Below are 24,559 nucleotides of genomic sequence, written 5' to 3'. Positions count from 1 at the left end.
CGCTGATCAGCGGTTGCCTGAGAATCTCGCACTGCATTCAAATAAAAAATCGCGTCACATTCCGTGAGGCGATTTTTTATTCGGCTCATCTTGAAATCCAAGGCCCAATGCTTTGAGCGGCCCGCGCGTTACAATGAGAAAAATCCTTTCCGCCATTTCCCGATCCGATATCCGCATTTGATTTTCGAACCACCAGCTGACCAGCCCAATCATCGCCGATGAAATAAAAATCGGCAGAATTTCCAGCATCAAGGGGTCCGCTTTCTGCGGCGGCAGGTGCACTTGTTGGATTTCTTTTCGAAACTTCGCCAGAAAAAGTGACTGCATCCGATGTCGAAACATCGGAATTCCCTCGTTAAACAGCATCGCGCGAAAGAACCGATCATTTTTCTTAAAGTGCTGAAAAATGGTCAATGCGAAGCCGACAATTCGTGTGGGAACTACTTTGTCATCTGTAAAATATTCATGCGGACGAAATTTACCGACAGTCTCTGCTAAACCTTCCTTGACGACGGTTTCCAGCAAGTTATATTTATCTTCATAATGAAGATAAAAAGTGCCGCGACCGATTTTTGCGGCTGAAGCGATATCTTTAACCGTGATTTCATTAAAATTCTTCTGCAAAAGCAGACCGAGAAAATGTGATTGAATGGCGGCACGTGTTTTGAGTACGCGCAGATCTGTTGCATCAGATGCCATGTATATCCCCTCCGGACTCATTGACGTTCGAGACAATGATCAAAAAAGAATACGGATAATCGACGCTTTGATCTGATCTGTTCATTAATGACCATTTTCTTAAACATTGACTATTGAACATTTCACTTACCCATTTTATCATAATTAATGAACACAGTGTTCAATAGCATGCACAAATAAAGGATGTGATGACAGTGAGCTACCCGATCAAAGGTGAACATCTGCACAAGCGGTTCAAGAATCAAATCGTGCTGGATGATGTATCGCTCACACTTCAAGAAGGAGAAATTTACGGCCTGATCGGTCCGTCCGGTGCCGGAAAAACGACGCTTGTCCGGATCCTTCTCGGTCTTGAAAAAGCAGACAGCGGCCGGGTCGAACTGTTTGAACAGCGCCCGACCTTGAACGCATTCCGTTCGCTCGGCTATATGGCTCAGTCCGACGCTTTATATAACGAATTAAGCGCCTATCAGAACCTTGAATTTTTCGCCTCGATTCAAGGAATGCACGGCAAGGAGAAGAGACAGCGCATTGATGAAGTAGCGAAAGCGGTTGAGTTAGATCAGGATTTGAAGAAAAATGTATCCAATTTTTCTGGGGGAATGAAACGTCGGCTCTCACTGGCAGCTGCTCTCGTTCATCGTCCGCGTCTCTATTTGCTTGACGAACCGACAGTAGGCCTCGATCCGATGATCCGGCGCAAGCTGTGGACGCTTTTCCATTATTTAAAGGGAAAGGGCGCGACCATTATCGTGACTACTCATGTCATGGATGAGGTTGCGCAGTGCGACCGGGTCGGGCTGCTCAGCGAGGGAAAAATTATTGCTGAAGGTGCGCCGAAGGCATTAACCGAACACTATGGCGTTCCTTCTGTAGAAGATATCTTTATCACGATTGAAAAGGAGGGCGCAAAGAAATGAGAAATCTACTTGCTATGGCGCGGCGCATCATTCGCCAGATTGTCCGCGATAAGCGCACCCTAGCTCTATTGATTATCGCGCCGCTTCTGATTCTGACGCTTGTCTGGTATATTTTCGGGGCGAAAACCTCCGAACCGAATCTTGCCATTATTCATTATGAGTCTTCCGACTATCTGTCTGCTTTTAAGGCATCTGATTATACGCGGATGAGTCCGCTTCAAGCACGGCAATCCCTTGCCGACAAGGAGATCGATGCCTATGTTGATCTGAAAGATCCGATTAAGGTTCATCTAGAAGGCAGCGACCCGTCGCGCAACGGTCTGGCTATGAACAAGATTCAGAAGTCGATGCAAAAAATGCAACAATTGAGCATCACATCGATGAAAAATCAGTTCACTGATGTGATTAAAGCACAGCAGAAAGGTATTCAGACGCAGCAGCAAATAATTCGGCAAATGTCTGAAGCGATGCAGCACTATGCGCCGGGGGCTCTCGCTCAGATCATGCAGAATGCACCAAAAGCGGAGCAGCCGAACCAAGCAAAAGCGGCGGAGAAAGTGAAACTGAATGTCACCTATCTGCACGGAAACGATGATCTCAACACTTTTGACGCGTTTGGTCCCGCCATGGTCGGTATCTTTGTATTCCTGTTCATTTTCATGATCGGCGGTGTGTCCTTCCTGCGTGAGCGGACAACTGGAACCCTGGACCGTCTGATGGCTTCCCCCATTAAGAGCTATCAGATTATCTGGGGCTATATGTTCGGTTTCGGCCTGTTTGTCATCGTCCAGTCCTTTATTCTCACGTGTTATATTGTCTATGTACTGAAGATATATAATATCGGACATCTGCTGGACGTGCTGATTATCGTGTTCATCCTGTCTTTCAGTGCCTTGTCGCTCAGCATCCTGCTTTCGACCTTTGCATCAAACGAGCTGCAGATGTTCCAATTTATCCCGCTTGTCATTGTGCCACAGGTCTTTCTGTCTGGACTGTTCCCGATCGACACCTTGCCCAGCTGGGTGCAGGCGATTGGCAATCTGATGCCGATTCACTACTCAACCGAAGCTTTGCGGAACATCATGATTCGCGGCACCGGCTTTTCCGGATGGTGGCTCGACGGACTTATTCTCCTGCTCTTTTCCGTCATCTTCATTGTTATCAACATACTGGTTATCCGCCGTGCACGGCCGATTGCCGATTAATTGCAGATATGTTAAAAGACCGAGCGGCTGCTCGGTCTTTTTGATCCGTAAAGTAGACACAAAGTAACTCTGCTAATCGCAAGTTGAGAGGTTCCTGGATCGCCAACGGCAATTAAGCGAATGAAGTTTCATGTAATCCAATCAGGAATTCCGCATTTTTCTTTAAACACTCTCATTGCAATGAATGAATGACTTATTTACACTTAAGTGAATAAAGGAGGCGATTTCAATGGCAGACGAAGATAAAAAAGATTTTAACGCCATGCTGCTGCACAACGACAAAGGAATGCCAAAAATTCAAATCGTGACTGATGAACGCACAATCAAAAGATATGGTGGTGCAAAAATGTTTTTCGCACCGCCACTGGCCTATGATGAGCTAATGAAACGTGTTCCCTTTGGCAAAGTGCTTACAACCGGTGAAATTCGAGCATACTTCTCTAAGAAAAACGATGCTGATTTTACCGACCCGATTACGGCCGCTATTTTTATCAGTATTGCCGCCTGGGCCAGTTACCAACGCTCAGAAGATAAAACTCCATATTGGCGAACATTAAAAGCAAATGGAGAATTGAATCCAAAATATCCTGGTGGAATTGAAGCGCAAAAGAAAAAATTAGAAACGGAAGGCCATACAATCATTCACAAAGGTAGAAAAAAATTCGGCATTACATTCAAAACTACGAAAAATCATTATTTGACTTAGATTTAAAAAACTGAACATTTCGCAAATTAGGCAAAAGATTACGTGGTGGTTCGACGAATTCCTCCTCCTGCTCTTCTCCGTCGTCTTTATCGCGCGGCCACCGATTAACTGAAGCTATTTAGAAAAACCAGGCAAAAAGCGCCTGGTTTTGAATGCGCTCCGGTTGCGCGCATCAAATTAGGCGCGACCGCGGGCAGTCCGGAACCTCCTCAAAAAAGCAAGTGCCTGCGGGGTATCCCCTAGCCTGTACTCCACAGGATGGGGTAGCTTTCACGTTGCCCTTTATAAAATAAACGGAAAATTTCCGGTTATTTGCATCATAGCGCTTGTTTCGCAGGTACATAAGGGTAATTTTTCCGCTTATGCAACGCAAAATCCACTATTCTCGCGTTTTTCGATTCGATAAGCGGAACTTCTCCGTCTACCTAGGCAAATTTTTTATTCATTTCCTATTTTAAACGGAATTTTTCCGTCTATTTCTCAGATTGGGCGTTTAACCTGCTCGCCTATCCGAATCTTGTGACATTGATCGTCGTATCAGCAAGGTAAAACGAGAAACTTTCTTTACTTGGTAAAAAGACTGAGCGGCTGCTCGGTCTTTTTAAACATACCAAACCGGCATTCCTCACATTGTCTACAGCAACTTCCGGTCAATCGGCAATTCGTATTTAATTGTTTTGGTCGACGGCATGCTGTACTGCTCAACCAGAACTTCATGATCGATTGCCTCAACAACGCCGTACGTGCTGTCATCCATAAATTTATGTAAAACCGGATCTGAGCAATCTATACCATAAGACACGGCAGAGATGACCGCGTTCATGATTCCTTCAATCTGATAATTGGCGTTAAAATGAATGTGCCCGCTGAGTATAGCACATGCATCGCTTCCTGCAAGTGCACTGATTAATTCATCTGTGTTTTGAAGAATACTGTATTTCATATAGCTAAGTGGGCTGCAAAGAAGCGGATGGTGAAGGATAACAATTGATCCCCTTTCTGAAGGTTCATGAAGCTCATTCCTCAGCCAAGTCAGCTGTTCTTCGTTAATCAGCCCCTCCTCCCTGCCATCATTTTTACTGTCCAGCACAATCAGCCGAAATCCCTTTATCATCAAACTGTAGTAGTAGCTTTGCCGTAAATCGGATACTCCCGCATCTTTATACCCGATCCAGAATGCTTCGCGCTCGTCATGGTTGCCAAGACAAACAAAAACAGGTACAGCAAATTCGTCTGATTTTTGCTTTAAGAACTGCTTCAGCCAGCGATAGTCTTCGACGGTTCCTTCATGAATCAGATCACCGCTGATCATGAAAAAATCCGGGTTCAACCCCCGCCTCCTAACGTCATTGAAAACAGCCTTGCACTTTTTCAATGTATCAATACCCATATTAAATAGATTTTTCCCGGAGACAGGACTCAGATGAATGTCCGACATGTGAATAAACATCAGTCTTTTTGTATCGATCATCGAAGATCGTTCCTTTCTTTACTTTAGTCGACAAAACCAATTGTTTTTTCCGTATCCTTATCAAAGAGATACATAGCTTTCTGATTAAACGTAAAATAAATCCGTTCGCCATTCCGCCAATTGCGGCTATCGCTGATCGCGATCATTTCACTTTCCTCAAAATTGAAAATAACGCCTGTCCGGCTGCCATATTCCTCAACACGCTTCACAGTTCCGGACAGAGCACCCGGCTTATTTATCTTCGACAGCTGCATGTGCTCAGGACGGATACCAAGCAGAAATTCATTCGACCCATTTGCCGCAATTAATGGCAGCCATTCTTTGCCCGCAGTTAAAGAATGATTTTGAAAATGAAAATGATCCCCATCTAAGTGTATATGCACGATATTAGTGGCAGGCGTACCGATAAACTTTGCAACAAAAACGTTCGCCGGACGATGATAGATTTGATAGGGGGTAGCAAGCATCTGCAGCTGACCGTCTCTCATTAAGGCAATACGGTGACCAAGAGTCATCGCCTCCATCTGGTCATGCGTCACATAGACGAAGGTCTGGTGATACGTTTCGTGAATCTTCAGCAATTCATTGCGGGCACTGACTCTCATCTGCGCATCGAGATTAGACAACGGCTCGTCAAGAAGAAAAATCGTGCTCTGTTTGGCAATGGAACGTGCCAAAGCGACACGCTGCCGCTGACCGCCGGATAAATCGCGTGGGTAACGTCTTTCCAGTCCTTTCAAATTAAGAATCGAGAGCACTTGATCAACACGTCGGGCAACCTCCTCTTTATTAACTTTGTTGACCATCAGTCCGTAAGCAATATTTTTTTCAATCGTCATATGCGGATACAGAGCATAATCCTGAAAAACCATTGAAATATGCCTTTTTCCGGCCGGCACATCGTTCATCCGATGCCCGTCAATCATCAAATCGCCCGAAGAAACTGTTTCCAGACCGGCAATCATGCGCAGTGTCGTCGATTTTCCGCATCCGGAAGGCCCAAGTAAAATCAGGCGTTCTCCTTTTTTTACTGATAAATTCAAATCAGAAATAACTTTTGTGTTCCCATACATTTTGCTGACTGATTTCAACTGGATGCAGGTTTCTGACATTTCATCAATGCCTCCCTTTTATTTGATACCGGACTGGCTGAACGTATTCAAAATGTACTTTTGAAAAAAAAGATAGAGTACAAGAGGAATAAACATCGTCACCATTGAAATCGCCATGGCAATGGGAAAATTTGTTCCGCCTTCAGAGCTGATAAACATTTGAAGAATCAGCGGCAGTGTAAAGTTGGCACGATCCTTTAAAATCAATGTCGGCCATACGTATTCGTTCCAGGAATTAATAAAAAACATAATGCCGATAGAAATAACGGCCGGACGAGTCAGCGGAAAAACAATATCACGCAAAATTCCGACCGTCTTCACGCCGTCTAATCGCGACACTTCAATTAACGACTTGGGAATCGTCCGCATCGTCTGTGTCAGAAGAAAAATCCCTGTTGCATCACAAAGCTGCGGTAAAATCACTCCGTAAATATTATTCAGCAGTCCGATTCTAGAAATAATCAGGTAGTTGGGAATCATCGTGACGGTAAATGGGACAAAAATGGTCGCTATGAATAGAAAATAAAGAAGCTTATCGCCGAAAAAATGTGAGAAAGAAAAGGCGTACGCGGCAAGATAACTGGTTACCAGTTTAAACAGTGTCACCACCGTTGCAACCGTGAAGGTATTTATAATAATCTGATACAGCGGCAGTGACGTAAAAATCGTTTTATAGTTTTCAATGGTCGGATGCGCCGGGATCAGCTGAAGAATACTATTATAGGATTCCGACAAGCCTTTAAAGGAATTAGAGACGGCAAATACAATTGGAAACAAGGCAACAAGGACAAAGACGATCAGAACGAGATGCCATATAATCCTGCGCCACTCCATTTTATTTTCCGGCATAGTAAACCTTCCTTTCGACAAATCTGAACTCAAGGAACAGCAAAATAGTAAACAGAAGCAGAGTGAGCGTTGACAGGGCCGCAGATTGTCCCGTCTTATAAAGGACAAAAGCCTGCTGGTACGCATGGTAAATCATATTGGAACTGGCATAATTCGGTCCGCCCTGAGTCACAACGTTAATCGGTGTAAAAATATATTGCAGTCCCTGAACAATGGTCATAATCAGCACATAAATACCGGTTGCGCTGCTCATCGGCAGAACGATCTGAAAAAAAATACGGTGCAGCGGGATATTATCCAGCTTCGCTGCCTCGATGACACCCGAAGGTATGTTGGAAACGCCTGCCAGGAGCACAATAAAATTGTAGCCAAAGACTTTCCATGAGGTAATCAGACTCAGCACAACCAGTACAAGCCCGCTTGTACTGCTCCACGTGGGCAGATCAATACCAATTTTCTTGAAAATAATTGCTATTGGGCCGGAAACCGGATTCAAGATCCACACATAGAGCATGGAACCAACGACAAGAGAGATGATACTGGGCAGAAAAAGTATTTTCTTATACAGCTTTTTCCCTCGGACAATCACGAATTCAAGAACAAACGCCAGAAGATACGGCATGAAACAATTAATCACCAAAAGAATCACGATGTAGACAAACGTATTCATCAGTATTTTGTATAGAGTCGGATCCTGAAAGAGACTTAGATAATTCTGCAGACCAACAAACCGCTTTGTCGGCGAAATCAGATTCCAATCAAGAAAACTCAGGTAAACAGTGTAAATACCCGGCCAGATCAGAAACACAGCAAAAATTACAAGAGAAGGCAAAATGAATAAATAAGAGATCCATTTTTTGCTAATCACCGACATTTGCCGATTCCTCCTTTTTCTTGTTGTTTACGTGGGGAAAGGGCACTGTTTTCATGAAGCAAAACCAATGCCCTTCCCATTTCGTCAGATGACGGATTCGGTCTATTATTTTTCCAGCTGATTGATCTGCTGCTGCGCGTCTTTCAGTGTCTTCGAGACGGAGCCCGAACCACCAAGAATTTTATCTCTTGAATCAATCATAATTTGTTCGGCCTGAAGTCCTGAGTTACCGGGAAAAGAGGTCCATGGAACTGCTTTATCCATCTGATCCAGAGCGGCTTTAAGCATCGGATTCTCGGCAATATAATCCTTTAAACCATCCTTTGCCTGAGCAACATCTTTGCGCGGCGGCACATAACCCGTAGCCTCCGTCCATTTGGCCATAGACTGACGGCTGTACAAATATTTCTCAAATTCCCATGCCGCTTTTTGTTGATCCTCAGACTGCGCCGTAATCGCCAGAAAGGAACCACCGGCAGGAACCTTGGCTTCCTTGCCTTCAAAAGGTGGGGAAGGAATGGTTGAAACCTTGAACTGAGCGCCCGCTTTCACATTGCTCATCTGTGCAATGGTGGTGTAGAGCATGCCTACTTTTCCTTTAACAAAGGCATCTACTCCCTGGTCCCATGGAAGATGCAGGGCGGACTTGTCCTTAACGACCATATCCTGATACAGCTGATAAGCCTCAATGCCTTCTTTCGAAGCAAAAACCGCCTTGCCCTTTTTAGTAATAATTTGAGCGCCATTGCTCAGCATTAGGGCTTGCTGAGCCCATGTATCCGCAGGCTCCTGAACATACAATCCGTAATTTCCGGTTTTCTTCTTAATGGTGTCGGCGAATTGCCTGACTTCCTGCCATGACGAAGGACCGTTTTCATTTAATCCGGCTTTCTTTAACAGATCCTTATTCAAATACAGAACCGGACTGCTCAGCGAATAAGGAATACCAACCTGGCCCTTTTTATTCTGAGCAAGGTGCAAAACGTTAGGCAGAAAATTTTCTTTTAAAAACGATTTGTTTTTAGGATCAAATTTTGCGATCGCATCATTGGGATCAAGATAAGAAAAATTATTGGAAAAATAGTCAAGATAGGCCCACCCAACCTGAACCAGTGCCGGCGACTTCCCAGCCGCTTTTTCAGCCTGAAGATTCTGCATCAGTCCTTTATACATGTCGGGATTGTATTTGGCTACGACCTTAACATCTTTACTCTTTGCATTAAAATCCTTAACAAGTTCATCGACTGCCTGTCCACCTTGAGTCTGTGCGTTCACATGCCAATATTCAATAACGGTTTTGTGCGTTTCACCAGAACCTGATTGATTTCCCGATGTGCATCCAGACAATAAAACGACCAATATCCCGATCAGCAGTACAAAAGATACACCCAGTCTTTTGAGTCGACGAATCATGATGACACTCCTTTTATAGCTCGAATAATCGAGAATAATTGATTAACTATACTGAGCCAAGTCATTCGGTTTGAGGACAAGCATTTGTTTCCGATCGTAACGGATGATCCCGCGAGAGCGCCACTCATTGAGCACTTCCGAAAGCGACTGTCTGCTGCAACCGACCAAATGAGACATTTCCTGATGTGTAAGGATAATCGGATCTGATTTACTGCGTTGGGGTTGCTGCAAGTAGAGCTGATTAATCAGCCATGCAACACGTGCCGACACTGACTTCGAGACAAGCTGTTCAACAATTTGTTCTTCATGCATCAGTCTGGCTGTCAGCGTGACCAGCAAGGCGGAGGTGATGGCAGAATCTGTCTTTATTTTTTCTTTGATTACGTCCGACTGAAGCACCCAAATACGGCTCTCACATAAGCATTGCGCATAGCATGGGTGACTTTGCTGTAGAATGATTTCTGCCATACCGAAATATTCACCCGACCTGCGAATGAAGAACGTTACATCCTGACCGCTGTAAGTCATCTGACAGATCTTTATAAGACCCTTTTCGATCAAATAAACATTCTTTGCAGGATCACCCTTTCTGAAAATCATTGCTTGTTTGTTGAATGTCTTCAGGGTTCCGTAACACCGAAACAAATCATACAACCCTTTGTTCCCATCACCGCCATGCTTGCTTGCGTAACTGAATGCCGATCGGTACGGCTTGCTTCCTCGCGATTCAGAAACGTCACCCGTGTGTTCATCATTCAGAAATGAAATGTGCATTTGACCTTCTCCTCATCCTCGTAGTAAGTATAAACAGGCACGCGCCGACTCTTCTGTCAGACAGGCGACATTTTACAGAACATTAACATAAATCAGTCTGGCAAAAACAATAGACCAACTGAAACGATTGACAGCTTTATTGTATCGAATGCATGTAAAAGCCAATTAATTGAATTTATATTTTCCCTTAACATAATGAAGAGCAATCTGATGAAATTCTGTAATCGTAAATAGTTTGATTGATCAAGAAAATATTGGTAATGACAAATTTTGAATTCGTCATTGTTTTTTTACAGCAAAAGGCCGAGCAGATGCTCGGCCTTTTGCTGTAAACATTATTAAAAATCAATCTAAGTGCAACGGTGACGATACCTTCACCAGAGATTTGGCAAAGCCGGTTTTTAAGGTTTGTAAATAGAAGTTTTCGAGGAAAACGAGAAAAAGTAATCCATGAATTTTCCACTGTTCCTTTAAAATTTCGCTACGCTCTTAAACTTTCAATTGATCGATCCAGCTCTTTTAAAAGCTGATTCTCTTACCTGCTCGGTCCTCCATTAAGATTGAATTGACACGCTGCCGTTTTCGACAACGACATGTTCACCGTCATTCAAATTGGTAAACACGACAGAAGTAATCGTAGAAGGCACCTTGTCCGCAATTTTGGAGAAGTCGACCTGCAGCAAACGGTCACCCTTCTTCACGGTCGAGCCGTCCGCAGCAAGCGGCTGGAAGCCATCTCCTTTTAGAGAAACCGTTTCCAATCCAACGTGTATTAAAAGTTCTCTGCCGCTGTCTGACTTGAGTGAGATCGCGTGCTTCGTAGGAAATATATTCGTTATCTTACCATCAATCGGAGAACGGACAACATCATTTTCCGGAATAATCGCAAAACCGTCTCCCATCATTTTTTGAGAAAATACTGGGTCCGGAACCTCTGTTATGGGCACAACCTTACCCTTCAGCGGCATATAAAATTCTCCGGATGCAGCAATTTCCGCCTCACTTGGTTCCGATTGATTCGCATTCAATTCGCTTTTTTGAAACAATTTTTTTAAAAAGCCCATTTCTGCTCACCTCCGCATACAAAGTGCAAAAAATTTCTTAATTTAACTATACTGTTCGGCATCCGCGAACGCAAACATGGTGCACTCGGTAATTGTTTGTCGTATTTATAAAAATGTATGGGCTTTCTTTACTTACACGATTTTATCCTCTAAAATCGATTTGTAAACTGAAAAATTCCGAATGCCGACAGACGAACGACTTCAATTTGGAGGTTTCATCATGATCAATTACGATTCGAAAAACAAATGCTTCCATCTGCAGACCCGGACGTCCAGCTATGTGATGCATCTAGACAGCGGCTACTTACTTCACCTCTATTGGGGAAAGAAGATTAACCAATACCGCGGAAGCAGACCGCTCACCGACAAGCCCAGATCGTTCGCACCGTATGCGGATCCCGCGCGGCGCGGTTTTACACTGAGCACACTGCCCTTAGAATATCCGGCATATGGGAATGGAGATTACCGCCATCCGGCTTACCAGATCCAGCTTGAAAACGGATCGACAGTCACCGATCTGCGCTACGCGGGACATGTGATTTATTCAGGGAAGAAGAAGCTGGATGGTCTGCCCGCTACTTATGCAGAGCAGGACCAAGAAGCGCAATCGCTGGATATCCTTTTGCAAGACTCGGTTGCCGGACTGTCCGTTGTTCTCACTTACAGCGTGTTCCGTGATTTCAATGCCATCACTCGATCCGTTCGATTCGAGAATATCGGAACAAGCGTGCTGCGTCTTCTGAACGCGGCAAGCGCAAGTATCGATTTTCGTGATGACGGTTTTGACAGTCTGAGCTTCTATGGTTCACATAATAACGAGCGCAATATGGACCGGCGGCCGCTGGTATCAGGCAGCAGAATTATAGATAGTGCACGCGGCGCAAGCAGTCCGCAGCATGATCCTTTTTTCGCCTTAATGCGCCAAAATGCTGATGAGACGCAGGGCGAAGCATTTGGTTTCAGTTTCGTGTACAGCGGCAATTTCCGCGCGCACATCGAAGTTGATCAATACAAAACCACACGCGCATCAATCGGCTTGAATCCATTCGACTTCAGCTGGAAGCTGGTTCCGGGTGAGACCTTTCAAACGCCGGAAGCCGTTCTTGTCTACTCCAATCAGGGCCTTGGCGGTATGTCACAAACCTACCACCGACTCTACCGCACTCGTCTCGCACGCGGAACATTTCGTGACCTTGAGCGTCCGATCCTGATCAATAACTGGGAAGCCACCTATTTTAAGCTAAATGAGAAGAAATTACTGGCGATTGCCAAAGAAGCGCAAAAAGCGGGGATCGAACTTTTTGTGCTGGACGACGGCTGGTTCGGCCATCGCGACAATGACAAAAGCTCGCTTGGCGACTGGTTTGTCGATAAACGCAAGCTGCCGCACGGACTGACATGGCTGTCTAATCGTATTCACGAAATGGGGCTGCAATTCGGTCTCTGGTTCGAACCCGAGATGGTCTCCCCGGACAGCGATTTATACCGCACTCACCCCGACTGGTGCCTGCATGTTCCGGATCGTCCGCGCAGCCTAAGCCGCTACCAGCTCGTGCTTGACCTGTCGCGGCAGGATGTGCGCGATTATCTTGAAAAATCGATAGCTGCGATTCTCGCAGACGCGGACATTAATTATGTCAAATGGGATATGAATCGTCACATGACCGAGATCGGCTCGGCGCTGCTGCCTTCTGATCGCCAACGCGAAACAGCACACCGTTATATGCTCGGTCTCTATGATTTGATTGAACGGCTTACGGATGCATTCCCGACTACTCTGTTTGAAAGTTGCTCAAGCGGCGGCGGGCGCTTTGATCCGGGAATGCTTTACTACATGCCGCAGACATGGACCAGCGACAATACCGATGCGGTTTGCCGACTAGGCATTCAGTATGGTACAAGCGTTGTCTATCCGCCGATTGCAATGGGGGCGCATGTCTCCGCAGTGCCCAATCATCAGGTCGGCCGGACCACGTCGCTTGCCATGCGCGCTGCCGTCGCCATGTCCGGTAACTTCGGTTACGAGCTCGACCTCACGAAACTGACCGATGAGGAAAAAGATACAGTAAAAAAACAAGTTGCCTTTTACAAAGAAATTCGCCCGCTGATTCAATTCGGCAGTTTTTATCGGATCACAAATCCTTTTGATGGCGGAGATGCGGCATGGTGCTTTGTGTCATCGGATCAGTCCGAAGTGATCGGTTTCTATTTTACCGTGCTGGCCAGTGCGGCACAGGTACAAAAATCCTTTCGGCTTCAAGGGCTCAATCCGGAATTTCTGTATGAAAACAGCGAAACGGGAGAGATGTTCGGCGGTGATGAACTCATGAATTCAGGGCTGAATGTCCCGATCGAAAAAGGTGATTTCCACAGCTATGTGTGGCGATTCAGGAAAACAGTAGAATGAACGGATCGCGGCAAGAGATGTACCTGCAAAAGAAAAACGCAAATGATCCGAGCTCAAGTGCACTGCTTGAACCCGGATCATTATTTCCTGTAGTTAAGAAATAGGCACTGTATATTCGATAGTAAGCAAACTTTATGGTTTGATGTATGCGTAACCACTGCTCTGCTTTTTCACTAATTCCACGACTCCTGCCGGAACAACAGATACAAAGCATTCTGACAAGCAACGAACTGAACGCCTTGATCATCCAGCTTTCTCATTTGATCGACAAACTTTCCAGGCTGATAACCAGGACAGTCGCTGCATTAGCCAGCACCTCAATTTTAACAGCCATATTATCTGCCATGAGATTTTTCACATTGCCAAGCAGCAACGGCCACTTTTCTTCTTCATCGATATGGAAAATAGCATGATACATAATCATTTGATCTCCTTGCCTTGTTCTTCTTCAACACTTTAAATGTCCGGAAGCATAAGTTTATTTATTTATCATTAGCGGTCTCAAAGAAAGCAAAAATCCATTGATCAAATTTTTTCTTTTCTTCATTGCTGCTTTTCGATTTCTTCCACTTTAAGCGACAATTCGGTCCAGCGCTCCATTGCCTGATCCAGTTCGGTTTCGGTCTGCTGCTGCTCAACAAAAAGTTCCTGTACTTTTCCGGCGTTGCTGCCTGCCTCGACAATTTCGCGCTTCAGCTGCTCGACACGATCTTCAAGTGTAGCGATACGGTCTTCGATCCCAATCCACTCCTGCTGTTCCTTATAGGTCAATTTTTTCTTTTTCCGGTTTGTTTGCTGATGCTTCGGAACAGCCATTTTCTCCGCTTTCGCCTTACTCATTGCAGCCTGTTCTTCTTTTCGCTCATCCATATACTCGCTGTAATTCCCTTCAAAACGACGTATGATACCGTCTTCTTCAAAAGCAATCAGTCGATCCGCAATTCGGTCCAGAAAATAACGATCGTGGGAAACGGCTAAAACGGTGCCTGGGAATTGAAGTAGATAGTCTTCCAGAATCGTCAGTGTCTCCGTGTCCAAGTCATTTGTCGGTTCGTCGAGAAAAAGCACGTTCGGTTCGGACATGAGGACGCGCAGTAAATACAGCCGCTTGTGTTCACCGCCCGATAATTTGCGGATAAAGGTACGCTGACGCGGTCGTGAAAAAAGAAAGCGTTCCAGCATCTGTTCGGCGGTCACTTGCTGACCGTCGGCTGTGCGCATGACTTGCGCCGCTTCTTTAATATAATCGATGACCGTCAAATCCTCATTCATTTCCGCATGTTCCTGAGTATAGTAGCCGATTTTTACCGTATCGCCGATTTCTACAGCGCCTGAGTCTGATTCAATGTGCCCTGCAAGTATATTGAGCAGTGTTGTTTTGCCGCTGCCGTTACTGCCGATGATCCCTACTCGCTCACCCGGGGTCACGAGCAGATCAAAGTCACGCATAAGCGGCTGTCCGTTAAAGCTCTTGGACACCTGCTTTGCTTCAATAACCTTTTTACCCAAACGTGTTGATCCAATCGCGAGATCGACCGACTGCTTCCGTTCAGGGCCCTTATGCTCCTGCATCTCGTGCACGCGTTCCACTCTGGCCTTCTGCTTCGTTGACCGAGCCTTGGCGCCACGGCGAAGCCAGGCCAGTTCACGGCGAAGCTGGTTCTGATGCTTCGTCTCCCCGGCTGATTCCTGTTCCTCACGCTCCGCTTTCTTCTCGAGAAACAGTTCATAATTACCATCATATATATAGAGATGACCGTGGTCCAATTCAAAAATCTTACGGGTGACACGATTCAAAAAGTAACGATCATGCGTGACCATCAATAACGCGCCCGGATACTGATTCAGCGCTTCTTCCAGCCAATCAATGATGTCGTTGTCTAAATGGTTCGTCGGTTCATCCAAAATCAGCAGATCCGCCGGTTGTATCAACGCCTTGGCAAGCGCAACCCTTTTCTTTTGTCCGCCGGAACTTTCACTGACCGGTGTCTCAAAATCATGAATGCCAAGACGCGTTAAAATACTCTTCGCTGCTGCCTCCGCGTCCCAAGCACCGGCCGTATCCATCTGCTGCTGACGTTCCAGCAGCTTTTCCTGAAGCAACTGATCATTCGGATTTTTCTCCAGAAGGCGAAGCGCCTGCTCATAGTTCCGCACCGCAACCATGATTGACGATGTTCCGCCGTAAATATAGTCCAAAGCCGTGACGCCCGGTTCAAAAGTTGGCGTCTGCGCCAAATAAGCAAGCTGAAACGCATTGGCGTGGCGCAGATTCCCGCTTTCCGCTGAATCCTTTCCGGCAAGCACATTCAGCAAAGTAGATTTGCCCGTGCCATTGACGCCAATCAAGCCAATTCGTTCTCCTTCTGAAATAGAAAAAGAGAGATGATCAAACAGTGTTTGTGTGCCGTATGTTTTATATAAATTTTCTACATCAAGAATACTCAAGCTGAATCATCCTGTTCTAAAAAGCATTTTATCTATATTTGTGATACGGTCAGCGATGAACCGTCTCTCGTACGAGCTTCCCGGTGACAATCAATCGATTCGGGGTCCGCGTCGGTTTGTCACAGGTTACGAGTGTTATCTGTTTCGCCTTCGTCTGCTCAATGACATTGCCCTCAGACTCAGAAACCACTTTTTTATTGATGACCTGATAAATATAATCTTTTTTCAAATTGGTAATCCTAATTTCATCACCAATTTTCGCACGCATCAACGGACCAAAGAGCAGGTTTTCCCGGCGCATGTGATGACCGGCAAGTGGATAATTGCCTTCACCCATTTGCTGATCCGGCCTCATGGTTGTCGCACCGACCAACAAATTGGCACTGGTCGTTCCCTTTAAAATGGGAAGATTGATCCCTACACGCTTCACTTGGATACGGCCAATTACTGATCTAGAATTGACACGCACGCCTGCTTTTACCGTTTCGTAAAATGTTGGCGGCTGGATTTTACTGAAATCATAGGATGCATCGCGCTGATTATTTTTTTCCAGCTGTGTTGCCGTCAGTTTATCCGTATTATACTTTGCACTTAGGAAACCAATCAGACTCTCCTTTAAAAAAGGAGAAGCGATCAAAAAAAGCCCTGCTGCAATTAATACGATAATAAGCATTTTTCGCCACATATATAATCCCGCCTTTATCAAAAAAAGCATCTGATCAAATCTTACCATGATCAGGTGCTAATTGTTATCCTAATCAATTAATCAAAGGTTTTCTTCTTCCAGCAAGGCCAATGATTCCGAAGGCAGGCGACCGCCCTGTTTTTCCTTCGCCGCACGGAATACTGTGTTTCCGTACGGAAAATTGCTCATTGAGTCTCATATCCCATGTTCAGGCATAGGCATCAAGGCTTGTGCATTGACTCACAGTTTCGTGCATTGAACCCAATCCTGACCCTTAGTCAGGCATTAGCGTCACTGTTTTTCTTTCCAATGGCTCGAATCGAATAGTTTTCTCAGACAACAAAAAACTCTCGATCAGATAATTCTGATCGGGAGTTTTTCAATCGATTAATCATGTTTTCTTCGAGTCAATGCAGCGATTGAACCTCCGCCAAGCAGGAGCATAATCCCAATGAGCATAGTGAGTAAATCGTTGGTATCGCCAGTTGTCGGCAGATTTTTATTATTCTTTCGTGCTGATGTTTCCTCGAGCCCTAACTGTCCACGCGCGATTGTTGCGCCGGTATGCGGTTTAGCCGTTGATTCGGATTTCGGCGTTCCGTTACTTTGCTGCTCAGCATCAACGCCGCGTTCAAGAACCGGAATTACCTTATTCACTGCTGTAACTTCCACCGGTTTCGTTTGCCCTTTAGCAATTGAGAACGGAGTTGGTGTATTATCAAGCTGATAACCCTGCGGTGCTTTGATCTCTATGAACCGGTAATCTCCAGGTGTCAGTCCCTTAACGATAAATGCACCATTTTCATCCGTCGTCCAGACCTCAGGCAAATCTTTACCGTTTAAATCCTTCGTAACCGGATTTCCTTTGCTGTCTTGGAGCTTAAATTCTGCCCCTTGAAGCACGGTAGCCTTATCGTTCGCATCCACTTTTGTTAGTTTTACATCACCCGGCGCAAGTCTGTTCATCGCCGTGAGTTCAGTGCCTTTCTGATCCGTTCGCTTTATCTTGAATGGAATCGGCGTTGTATCCAGACCGTAGTTCGCCGGTGCCTTGGTTTCGATGAGTTGATAGTCACCTTCAGGCAAATTGCTTACGGTGAACTGCCCGTGCTTATCCGTTGTCCAAATGTCCTTCAACTTATTTCCATTGGCATCCTTGGTCACCGTGTCGCCATTACTGTCAACAAGCTTGAATTCCGCTCCCTTCAAAACAGTGTGTGAATCATTTTTATCAACCTTTGTCAGGGTGACGCTGTTTACTTCGTCTGTTTTTGTCAGCTTCACAACGGCTGGTTTGTCTTGATCTTCATTCTGAATGGTGAATGTCTTGGCCGATGCGTTAAGCAGGTAGCCATTTGGCGCTTTCGTCTCAACCAGTTGATAGTCGCCAGGCGCAAGTCCATCCGCCCTGATCAAGCCGTCGGTATCGGAAGTTAATCCTTCACGGATTACTTTGCCATCCTGATCAAGGAGGTTGAATACCGCTCCTTCAAGTCCGTTGCCGTCCTGATCCACTTTCTTCAGTTCAACGGATCCTTTATAGTTGACTGCGTCATCCGCTTTGACAACGCTTGGTGTTCCTTTGGCATGATCCGCAATTGTAAATGCGATCTTATCGGAATTAATCAGGTAACCGGCAGGTGCCTTGGTTTCTACAAAGCGATAAGTACCCGGTTTCAGATTCTTTGCTTTAACTCTGCCGTCTTTATCCGATTTTAATTGATCCTGAACGGTTTTACCTTCCGCATCAATGATTTTGAATTCAGCTCCTTCAAGTCCGTTCCCATTAGAATCAACCTTAGTCAGTTCTACTGTTCCTTGATAATTAAGGGCTTTTCCAGCATCTGCCACGGCAGGTTTTCCTGCCGCATCTGTTGAGATCGTAAAATCAATTTTATCCGTATTTAAAACGTAACCGATCGGTGCTTTCGTCTCAACGAATTGGTAGCTTCCCGGTGCAAGTCCGTCCGTTTTGACAACACCATCTTCACCCGACTCCAGATTTTCTTGAATTGTTTTCCCATCAGCATTAATGATCTTGAATTCGGCTCCTTTAAGACCATTTCCTTCCGCATCGACCTTCTTCAGTTCAACGGAACCTTTGTAGTTAACTGCTTTGCCTGCCGTTACGACAGTCGGTTTCTCTAAAGTACTGCTGTTAATCGTGAACTTGATTTTCTCCGTATTAATCAAGTAACCGGCAGGTGCTTTCGTTTCAACAAAATAGTATGTCCCCGGTGACAACGTCTCTTTGCTTTGAACGATACCATCCTCATCAGAAATCAGACCTTCCTGAACTGTTTTCCCGTCTTGATCAGCAATATTGAATACCGCACCTTTTAGATCATTTCCGTCGCTATCTGTTTTCAGCAGCCTTGCGCTGCCTTGATAGTCAGTGAGCGTTCCGGCATCGACATCCGGGAGCTGATTGCTCACGTTCTTCGTTACCGTAAATTCAATTGGTTTGGTGTTTACCAGATAGCCGGCAGGCGCTTGAGTTTCGGTCAGGCGATAAGCGCCGACAGGCAGTCCGGCGAGCACTATCTCCCCATTACTGCCGCTCTTAATATCCGAACCGTAATTATAAGGAACATATACGCCACCTATACTTTGCTCCAACTTGAAAGTCGCACCTAGAAGCACATTCCCGGAAGCATCTTTTTTGGTCAGTGTGACTTTATTCTGCTCATCAACAATCGTAGTGTACACACCGTCCACTGTTGAATCCGCATTAATTTTGACCGGTATACCTGAGACAAGAGCATCACTGATCGTATAACCGATCGGCGCTTGAACTTCCTTCAGAAGATAGTCGCCATAACGGATATTTCCAAAGGTCACGGTGCCATCCTCTGCGGTTGTTCCCGTTCGCAGCAATTGATCATTATCCTTATTCCAAAGTTGGAATACTGCACCCGGAAGGATCGATCCGAACGCTCCGTTTTTCAGAACGCGCAACGTACCTTTTTTTCCAGTCGCAGAGCCGCCGCCGGTTGAAATCGCAACAGTGATCGTTTGCGTTGTATCCTGCGTTACGGTTTGCACATTGTCGCCGCTTATTTTTACTTGGTTTGTGACATCCTCACTTGAACCGGCAATATTGATCAGCGAACGATATTGAACGGCATATGCGCGATCAATATGTTTGTAATTGCCGATGAATTTCAGCACAAATTGCTGCTTGCCAGTCGTATTATCCGTTGTAATCGTTAACGTATAATCCTTGTCGCGCTGCAGCTCTTTAGCTGTATCCGGAACCAGATTCCCATTTTCGAAAGTCGCTCCGCCATTGTCATACTTGGCTTCATAAACTTTGAACGAATTCTCATCCAAAATCTGATTATCAGACGGATCGTCAGTCACCGTTACGTCATCCAGTGCCGACTGGCTTGGATTGACATTGACAAACCAATTGACATAAATTCCGCTTTGAGCACCATTTTTAGTGACCAGCTTGCCGCCATTTGTTATCGAGACAGTGCCGGTTATATCACGGTCCGAATATCCCTCGTTATGGTAGGTGGCGATATTCGTGTAGCTGCTTGAACCATTGACGACCTGACCATCCAAAGATGTCTTAAACTCAACCATATATTGATTGGTATCGTCTTTGTCCGTCTTGAATTTAACAGTCAGTGTTTTGTTATTGTCTGCGGACGGTTCGATGACCTCATATTTTGATGGATCAAGCGAAGCTCCTTCTTTAACCGATCCGCCTGGATTAATCGTGTAGCTTTTCACGACTACCGAACCGGGGACAAATTTCTGGTTGCCAGTAACTGGGTCAGTGATGGAGGCATTATTCGCCTTTTCGCCGTTGTAGTTGACACCGACTTTCCAAGTAATGACCTTGTCAACAGCATTGTACGTACCATTTTTAAAGCCATTAAACTGGGTCTGACCATTGACATTGAAATCAGCACTCGCATCATTTGAATGATCTTTACCATATTGGTCGGTCCATGTTGCGGTAGCTGAGTTTTTTACATTCTTTTGATTCGAAAAATCGACGTTAAATTTGGCTGTATAAGAAATCGTGAATTTGCTACTCGTTTTCGCATAATCGCCGATGAACACAATGTTAAAACCTTTATTGTCCGGTTTCAGCGTCAGTGTATAGTCCTTATTTTCTTCAAGTAAATAATCATCCTTAGATTTATCCAGTATCTTTAGCGAATCAGCAACATACGACAGTCCTCCGCTTGTAAACGTATCATCAAGCTTCCAATTGTTCATTTCATACTTATTTTTATTAATTGTGAGATTCCAGTCCACCGTTTTATCGGTGTAGTTGATGTTGGAATAACCTTTGGTAATATTCTGCTGGGTCGCTTGACCGCTTGAACCTCCGCTGCTTCCATTTCCGGTGGTCACACCATTTTTAAAATTTGTTGGATTATCAATAATCACACCGTCTTTGACCTTTGTCTGATAGGTGATGACATAAGCAGAGGTCACCTTGTCATTGAAATGTATGGTGAAGCCCATGCTTGTTTTTTCAAGCGTATAGTCCGTTCCTTCGGTAAGCGTGCTGCCAAGTTTAGGCGTTGTTCCGTCAAACGAATCGACCTTCTGCACTTTCAATCCATCCACTAATTGCAAATCCGTTGAATTGAAATTATCGGTGATTGTCGCGTCATTTTTAGTGATCTCTTTCTCGCCGAAATTGTAGTTGATTTTCCAGCTGAAGGTCTGCGAATCACCATCGTAACCGGTATTTGACTTTTCAACTGTTTTTCCATAGTTCGCCGTGACCGTTGCTTCAGCAGGGATAGGGTCGAATTCATTTCCGCCAAATGTTGCCTTGTTGATGAACTTCACTTCACCGCCGTCATCCGGTTTCGCCGAATTATCAATGCTTGTGGTATAGACCAGTCGGTAGGCAGAATCAATCGTTCCGTCAAAAGTAACATTGCCGTTGGTGTCAATAGAATATCCTGAAGTGAGTTCATCCCCCTGAGTTACATTGCCTTGTACATCTACATTAAGTTTGTAGACTTTTACCGAGTTGAAATTGATACCCGAAGGCCAATTCTCAGTTACCTTGGCATTGGTTATCTTTTCCAGTTCCTTATTTACATCGACATTCCAAGTAACTTCAGTAGGATTTAAACCTTTATCCAGTTCCCCTGTTTTATCAATTGTACTTTTTACATCGGGTTTAAAATGTACCGTTACGACCGGTGAATCATTGTTCACAGGAAATTTAATTTGCTGATCAACCGGACCTGTGATTTCTTTTTTATCAAATTTGGTATTCACAAACAGTGTTCCGTGCACATCCGAGTTTTCTTTCACTTGATCATTAAATGTCATCACTACATGACCGTTCTCGTCAATTGTGAATGTACCATAGTCATCAAGCGTCCCGCTAACAGGGTTTTGCATTTTAAAAATAGTGGGCAGATCAAATTCATAGGTGTCTCCAGCGTTGATCGTCGTGCCAAGATTGTCCGGAATCGCCCATGTAAACTTGACATTCGCCGGATCATCCGTATTAGCCGGATTGTCTTCGTTAAATGGTTTGCCGTCTTTATCCGTTAACGTCACACCGGTTAAAATATTTTGCGTTATTTGCTTCGCAGCCTGTGTTGTGGCGCGACTGCTGAAGCCGCGTTCAATCTTTTTTCCGCTGTCTTTGGCAGTCCCATCAGCCTTGGTATCCGGTTTGCCTGATTCCACTGAGCTGCTATCATCCTGTTTCGCCTGTTTGGCGGAAAAATCAGGAGTCTTCGTTTCTTCCTGCGCCGGTTCAGATGATGAATCATCCGGTTGTTTCTGCCCGTCATCAGCAGTTGCAGAATTTCCATCTTGCTCTGTTGTCACCGCAGCTTTCACAGGCACTTCCAACTTTTGAACTTGATTTTCACCAAGGTCAAACGGAAGTTCAAATTTTGTCGTATCCTTATCTATTTGCGCAGCAAAAGCTGCGTCAAATTTAATTTTTCCTGCCGCATTCGTTAGATCTTTCGCCTGATCATTAAAATGAATTGTTAATTTATTCGCATCGTCCGTTGTGTCAATTTGATACGTTCCGATGATTTGGTTGCCATTCGTCACATCGCCGCTAAGCTCTTTATCAAACTTCAGCTCTTTCGGAATCTGAACGGTGATCTTTTTATCGGGATTCAGCGTCACGTCTTCTTTTTGCGACCAACTGTATTCAAGATGCACAGCATCTCCGGTCGTCAGCGGGTTGCTGTCCGTCTTTTCCAGATCAACCTCTTGATTATTAAGATCGGTAACAAGTACAGAATCAAAAAACGGATGGTTCGCCGCTTCGTCTGCTTGCGCTCTTCCAATGGAAAAATTGCTGAATTGTGCCATAACGACAAACGTCGACAGCAAAGCAATGAACAGGTTTCTTAGTGACCTGTGTTTTCTGCCGAGGCGCGCTTTCCATGATACGCTCATCTACATTCATCCTTTCTATTTATCTACTGATTCACAAGACAAAAAAGAGACACAGAGACTTATAACGATGACCCCTTGTCCCTCTCGCGCACCTGACATTGTGAAAATGCCAAACTCTTCTCTTCGAGTGAACTCACTTTTGGGACGATTTTTAATATATTCTCCGATTCGTAGAATATGCCGTTTTAGACCCCTTATATTAGGAATTAATTGGCAACGGTTTCATATTATTGGTAATTTCTATGGCTGTTGAAGCCACATTTCTCAATGACGATACACACGCTAGTGGGTAAGAAGCAGTTCGAATCACAGCTCAAATAAAAACAATCAGGTCAAGTGACTAGAATAGACAGTGGTTGTTACGGCGGGTTATTGGCCGGGACATAAGATTCAGAGCTACATTTTCATGCATCATTCCAAAACCTCCCGTTTTTTTGTGGAGAAAATACAAACAACTTGTGTCGGTTTTCCAACAGCTTCCACAATTCACTTGTGATTCTTTGGTATTGGCTTATAATTTTATTATAATTGGGTTAACTGTACAGATTCTGAACCACTAAAATGCTTTTTCCTCTCTAAAAATTCTGATCATTTTCAAAAGGAACGCATTCCATGCATGAACTTGACCTCTTTTTACAGATGCATTTCCCAAAACTTGTTCTTGGGCCCTCTTTAACCGACCAGTGGGAAATTGGTATTCATTTTCCATTTGCGAAGGATATGTATCCATTTAACAAAGACGGCAGCCTGAACAAGCAGATGTTTGAAAGAGTATACGAACAGGCTTCAGCTTTATTTAATGCGCTATTTTCAAAACAGGATGAACTTTTTTTAGTCACGAGTGTCTATCAAAATAAACATATGAAATTGGCGAGTGGCCGAATAAAAACCTATGATCGCCGTGTAAAAAATAAATCACTTCTCAGTAAACTGGTGCAGCGAAACATCCCCTACCCTTTCATAGATGAAGGGAATGCGGATCAGTTTGTAACATCCCAATTTATTCTTAAATGCAAGGCTCGAGATTTGCGCGCGCCATTGCTGATCCAAGCTGCCTGTAATGAAGACTTTCCGCTTTTAAAGCCTCGGTTTGGCACATCGCGCTGTTTCGCTGCTTACCCGGATCTTTTTTTCATTAATCGTACGGAACAGCTCATTTATTTCATCTATGATGACCGTGGCTGCGAAATCATTGCTACCGATAAAGCAATACTCAGACCAATCTATGAAAAATATAGCCTCTGGCTTGATGACTTCGACCGTAAGCACGCAGATTCTCTCTTCGCAAATTAGAAAAACCGGGCAAAAAACGCCTGGTTTTGAATACGCTTCGGTTGCTCGCGATCAACTGGTCGCTCGCAGGCTGTCCGGGAACCTCCTCAAACAAGTAAATGCCTGCAGGAGCTCCCGCAGGAATCCCGCACCTGCACGTTTCTTCATAACCTTTTTGCTGTAAAATCATATACTTTCTTGACTTGTAAAAAAGGCACCTGATCATGATTTATGATCAAGTGCCTT

General features: G+C 44.8%; 17 protein-coding genes. 5 read left to right on the top strand and 12 right to left on the bottom strand.

The features are described from left to right. Positions 1 to 54: 54 nt before the first annotated feature. The gene (locus tag NIE88_RS06895; protein WP_253060592.1) at positions 55 to 699 is read right to left on the bottom strand and encodes a TetR/AcrR family transcriptional regulator; all 645 of its coding nucleotides are present in this window, start codon (positions 697 to 699) and stop codon (positions 55 to 57) included. Positions 700 to 893: 194 nt separating this feature from the next. On the opposite strand from NIE88_RS06895, the gene NIE88_RS06890 reads away from it, so the two are divergent. From NIE88_RS06890 to NIE88_RS06880, 3 genes are all read left to right on the top strand, one after another. Continuing rightward, a complete protein-coding gene (locus tag NIE88_RS06890; protein WP_253060591.1) occupies positions 894 to 1,619 on the top strand; it encodes an ABC transporter ATP-binding protein in 726 nt (241 codons plus the stop codon). After that, the gene (locus tag NIE88_RS06885; protein WP_253060590.1) at positions 1,616 to 2,824 is read left to right on the top strand and encodes an ABC transporter permease; all 1,209 of its coding nucleotides are present in this window, start codon (positions 1,616 to 1,618) and stop codon (positions 2,822 to 2,824) included. The genes NIE88_RS06890 and NIE88_RS06885 overlap by 4 nt, the downstream gene beginning before the upstream one ends. A 229-nt stretch (positions 2,825 to 3,053) precedes the next feature. Next, the gene (locus NIE88_RS06880; protein WP_253060589.1) at positions 3,054 to 3,530 is read left to right on the top strand and encodes an MGMT family protein; all 477 of its coding nucleotides are present in this window, start codon (positions 3,054 to 3,056) and stop codon (positions 3,528 to 3,530) included. 634 nt (positions 3,531 to 4,164) lie between these two features. Here NIE88_RS06880 and NIE88_RS06875 read toward each other — a convergent pair. The 7 genes from NIE88_RS06875 to NIE88_RS06845 all read right to left on the bottom strand — a co-directional run bounded on the left by NIE88_RS06875 (position 4,165) and on the right by NIE88_RS06845 (position 11,087). Continuing rightward, on the bottom strand, positions 4,165 to 5,001 hold the full coding sequence (locus NIE88_RS06875; RefSeq protein ID WP_253060588.1) for a metallophosphoesterase family protein: 837 nt from the start codon (positions 4,999 to 5,001) through the stop codon (positions 4,165 to 4,167). 23 nt (positions 5,002 to 5,024) lie between these two features. Then, a complete protein-coding gene (locus NIE88_RS06870; protein ID WP_253060587.1) occupies positions 5,025 to 6,113 on the bottom strand; it encodes an ABC transporter ATP-binding protein in 1,089 nt (362 codons plus the stop codon). 18 nt (positions 6,114 to 6,131) lie between these two features. After that, on the bottom strand, positions 6,132 to 6,962 hold the full coding sequence (locus tag NIE88_RS06865) for a carbohydrate ABC transporter permease (RefSeq protein ID WP_253060586.1): 831 nt from the start codon (positions 6,960 to 6,962) through the stop codon (positions 6,132 to 6,134). After that, positions 6,949 to 7,836 (bottom strand): carbohydrate ABC transporter permease, encoded by an 888-nt coding sequence (locus NIE88_RS06860; protein WP_253060585.1) that lies wholly within the window; start codon positions 7,834 to 7,836, stop codon positions 6,949 to 6,951. The genes NIE88_RS06865 and NIE88_RS06860 overlap by 14 nt, the downstream gene beginning before the upstream one ends. A 105-nt stretch (positions 7,837 to 7,941) precedes the next feature. After that, complete coding sequence (locus tag NIE88_RS06855) at positions 7,942 to 9,249, bottom strand: ABC transporter substrate-binding protein (protein ID WP_253060584.1); 1,308 nt, start codon at positions 9,247 to 9,249, stop codon at positions 7,942 to 7,944. 42 nt (positions 9,250 to 9,291) lie between these two features. Beyond that, positions 9,292 to 10,023, bottom strand: coding sequence for a Crp/Fnr family transcriptional regulator (locus NIE88_RS06850; protein ID WP_253060583.1), 732 nt, complete (start codon positions 10,021 to 10,023; stop codon positions 9,292 to 9,294). A 554-nt stretch (positions 10,024 to 10,577) separates the two neighbouring features. Next, entirely contained in the window at positions 10,578 to 11,087 is a 510-nt protein-coding gene (locus NIE88_RS06845) for a PTS sugar transporter subunit IIA (protein WP_253060582.1), read from the bottom strand. Between the two features lie 217 nt (positions 11,088 to 11,304). Between NIE88_RS06845 and NIE88_RS06840 the strand changes: the two genes are divergently transcribed. After that, a complete protein-coding gene (locus tag NIE88_RS06840; RefSeq protein ID WP_373689412.1) occupies positions 11,305 to 13,494 on the top strand; it encodes an alpha-galactosidase in 2,190 nt (729 codons plus the stop codon). A 256-nt stretch (positions 13,495 to 13,750) separates the two neighbouring features. Here the strand turns inward: NIE88_RS06840 and NIE88_RS06835 are convergent, their stop codons facing one another. The 4 genes from NIE88_RS06835 to NIE88_RS06820 form a co-directional block, all read right to left on the bottom strand. Further along, on the bottom strand, positions 13,751 to 13,912 hold the full coding sequence (locus NIE88_RS06835; protein ID WP_253060580.1) for a hypothetical protein: 162 nt from the start codon (positions 13,910 to 13,912) through the stop codon (positions 13,751 to 13,753). A 125-nt stretch (positions 13,913 to 14,037) separates the two neighbouring features. Next, positions 14,038 to 15,942, bottom strand: a complete 1,905-nt coding sequence (locus NIE88_RS06830) for an ABC-F family ATP-binding cassette domain-containing protein (RefSeq protein ID WP_253060579.1) — start codon at positions 15,940 to 15,942, stop codon at positions 14,038 to 14,040. A gap of 49 nt (positions 15,943 to 15,991) precedes the next feature. After that, a complete protein-coding gene (locus tag NIE88_RS06825) occupies positions 15,992 to 16,627 on the bottom strand; it encodes a class A sortase (RefSeq protein ID WP_253060578.1) in 636 nt (211 codons plus the stop codon). A 387-nt stretch (positions 16,628 to 17,014) separates the two neighbouring features. After that, positions 17,015 to 23,041, bottom strand: coding sequence for a SpaA isopeptide-forming pilin-related protein (locus NIE88_RS06820; RefSeq protein WP_253060577.1), 6,027 nt, complete (start codon positions 23,039 to 23,041; stop codon positions 17,015 to 17,017). Between the two features lie 612 nt (positions 23,042 to 23,653). On the opposite strand from NIE88_RS06820, the gene NIE88_RS06815 reads away from it, so the two are divergent. Next, positions 23,654 to 24,334: a DUF3885 domain-containing protein gene (locus tag NIE88_RS06815; RefSeq protein WP_253060576.1), complete on the top strand. Its 681-nt coding sequence runs from the start codon at positions 23,654 to 23,656 to the stop codon at positions 24,332 to 24,334. Positions 24,335 to 24,559 lie beyond the last annotated feature (225 nt).

It is taken from the genome of Sporolactobacillus shoreicorticis, from assembly GCF_024125445.1.
Taxonomy (GTDB): domain Bacteria; phylum Bacillota; class Bacilli; order Bacillales; family Sporolactobacillaceae; genus Sporolactobacillus; species Sporolactobacillus shoreicorticis.
Note: the sequence above shows the minus strand (reverse complement) of the source record. Positions and strands in the feature narration are given on the sequence as shown.

What these genes read in the sequence shown, in the direction of transcription:
- NIE88_RS06895 (WP_253060592.1), bottom strand. Translation starts at nt 699, where the DNA reads ATGGCATCTGATGCAACAGATCTGCGCGTACTCAAAACACGTGCCGCC.
- NIE88_RS06885 (WP_253060590.1), top strand. Translation starts at nt 1,616, where the DNA reads ATGAGAAATCTACTTGCTATGGCGCGGCGCATCATTCGCCAGATTGTC.
- NIE88_RS06880 (WP_253060589.1), top strand. Translation starts at nt 3,054, where the DNA reads ATGGCAGACGAAGATAAAAAAGATTTTAACGCCATGCTGCTGCACAAC.
- NIE88_RS06875 (WP_253060588.1), bottom strand. Translation starts at nt 5,001, where the DNA reads ATGATCGATACAAAAAGACTGATGTTTATTCACATGTCGGACATTCAT.
- NIE88_RS06870 (WP_253060587.1), bottom strand. Translation starts at nt 6,113, where the DNA reads ATGTCAGAAACCTGCATCCAGTTGAAATCAGTCAGCAAAATGTATGGG.
- NIE88_RS06865 (WP_253060586.1), bottom strand. Translation starts at nt 6,962, where the DNA reads ATGCCGGAAAATAAAATGGAGTGGCGCAGGATTATATGGCATCTCGTT.
- NIE88_RS06860 (WP_253060585.1), bottom strand. Translation starts at nt 7,836, where the DNA reads ATGTCGGTGATTAGCAAAAAATGGATCTCTTATTTATTCATTTTGCCT.
- NIE88_RS06855 (WP_253060584.1), bottom strand. Translation starts at nt 9,249, where the DNA reads ATGATTCGTCGACTCAAAAGACTGGGTGTATCTTTTGTACTGCTGATC.
- NIE88_RS06850 (WP_253060583.1), bottom strand. Translation starts at nt 10,023, where the DNA reads ATGCACATTTCATTTCTGAATGATGAACACACGGGTGACGTTTCTGAA.
- NIE88_RS06845 (WP_253060582.1), bottom strand. Translation starts at nt 11,087, where the DNA reads ATGGGCTTTTTAAAAAAATTGTTTCAAAAAAGCGAATTGAATGCGAAT.
- NIE88_RS06835 (WP_253060580.1), bottom strand. Translation starts at nt 13,912, where the DNA reads ATGTATCATGCTATTTTCCATATCGATGAAGAAGAAAAGTGGCCGTTG.
- NIE88_RS06825 (WP_253060578.1), bottom strand. Translation starts at nt 16,627, where the DNA reads ATGTGGCGAAAAATGCTTATTATCGTATTAATTGCAGCAGGGCTTTTT.
- NIE88_RS06820 (WP_253060577.1), bottom strand. Translation starts at nt 23,041, where the DNA reads ATGAGCGTATCATGGAAAGCGCGCCTCGGCAGAAAACACAGGTCACTA.
- NIE88_RS06815 (WP_253060576.1), top strand. Translation starts at nt 23,654, where the DNA reads ATGCATGAACTTGACCTCTTTTTACAGATGCATTTCCCAAAACTTGTT.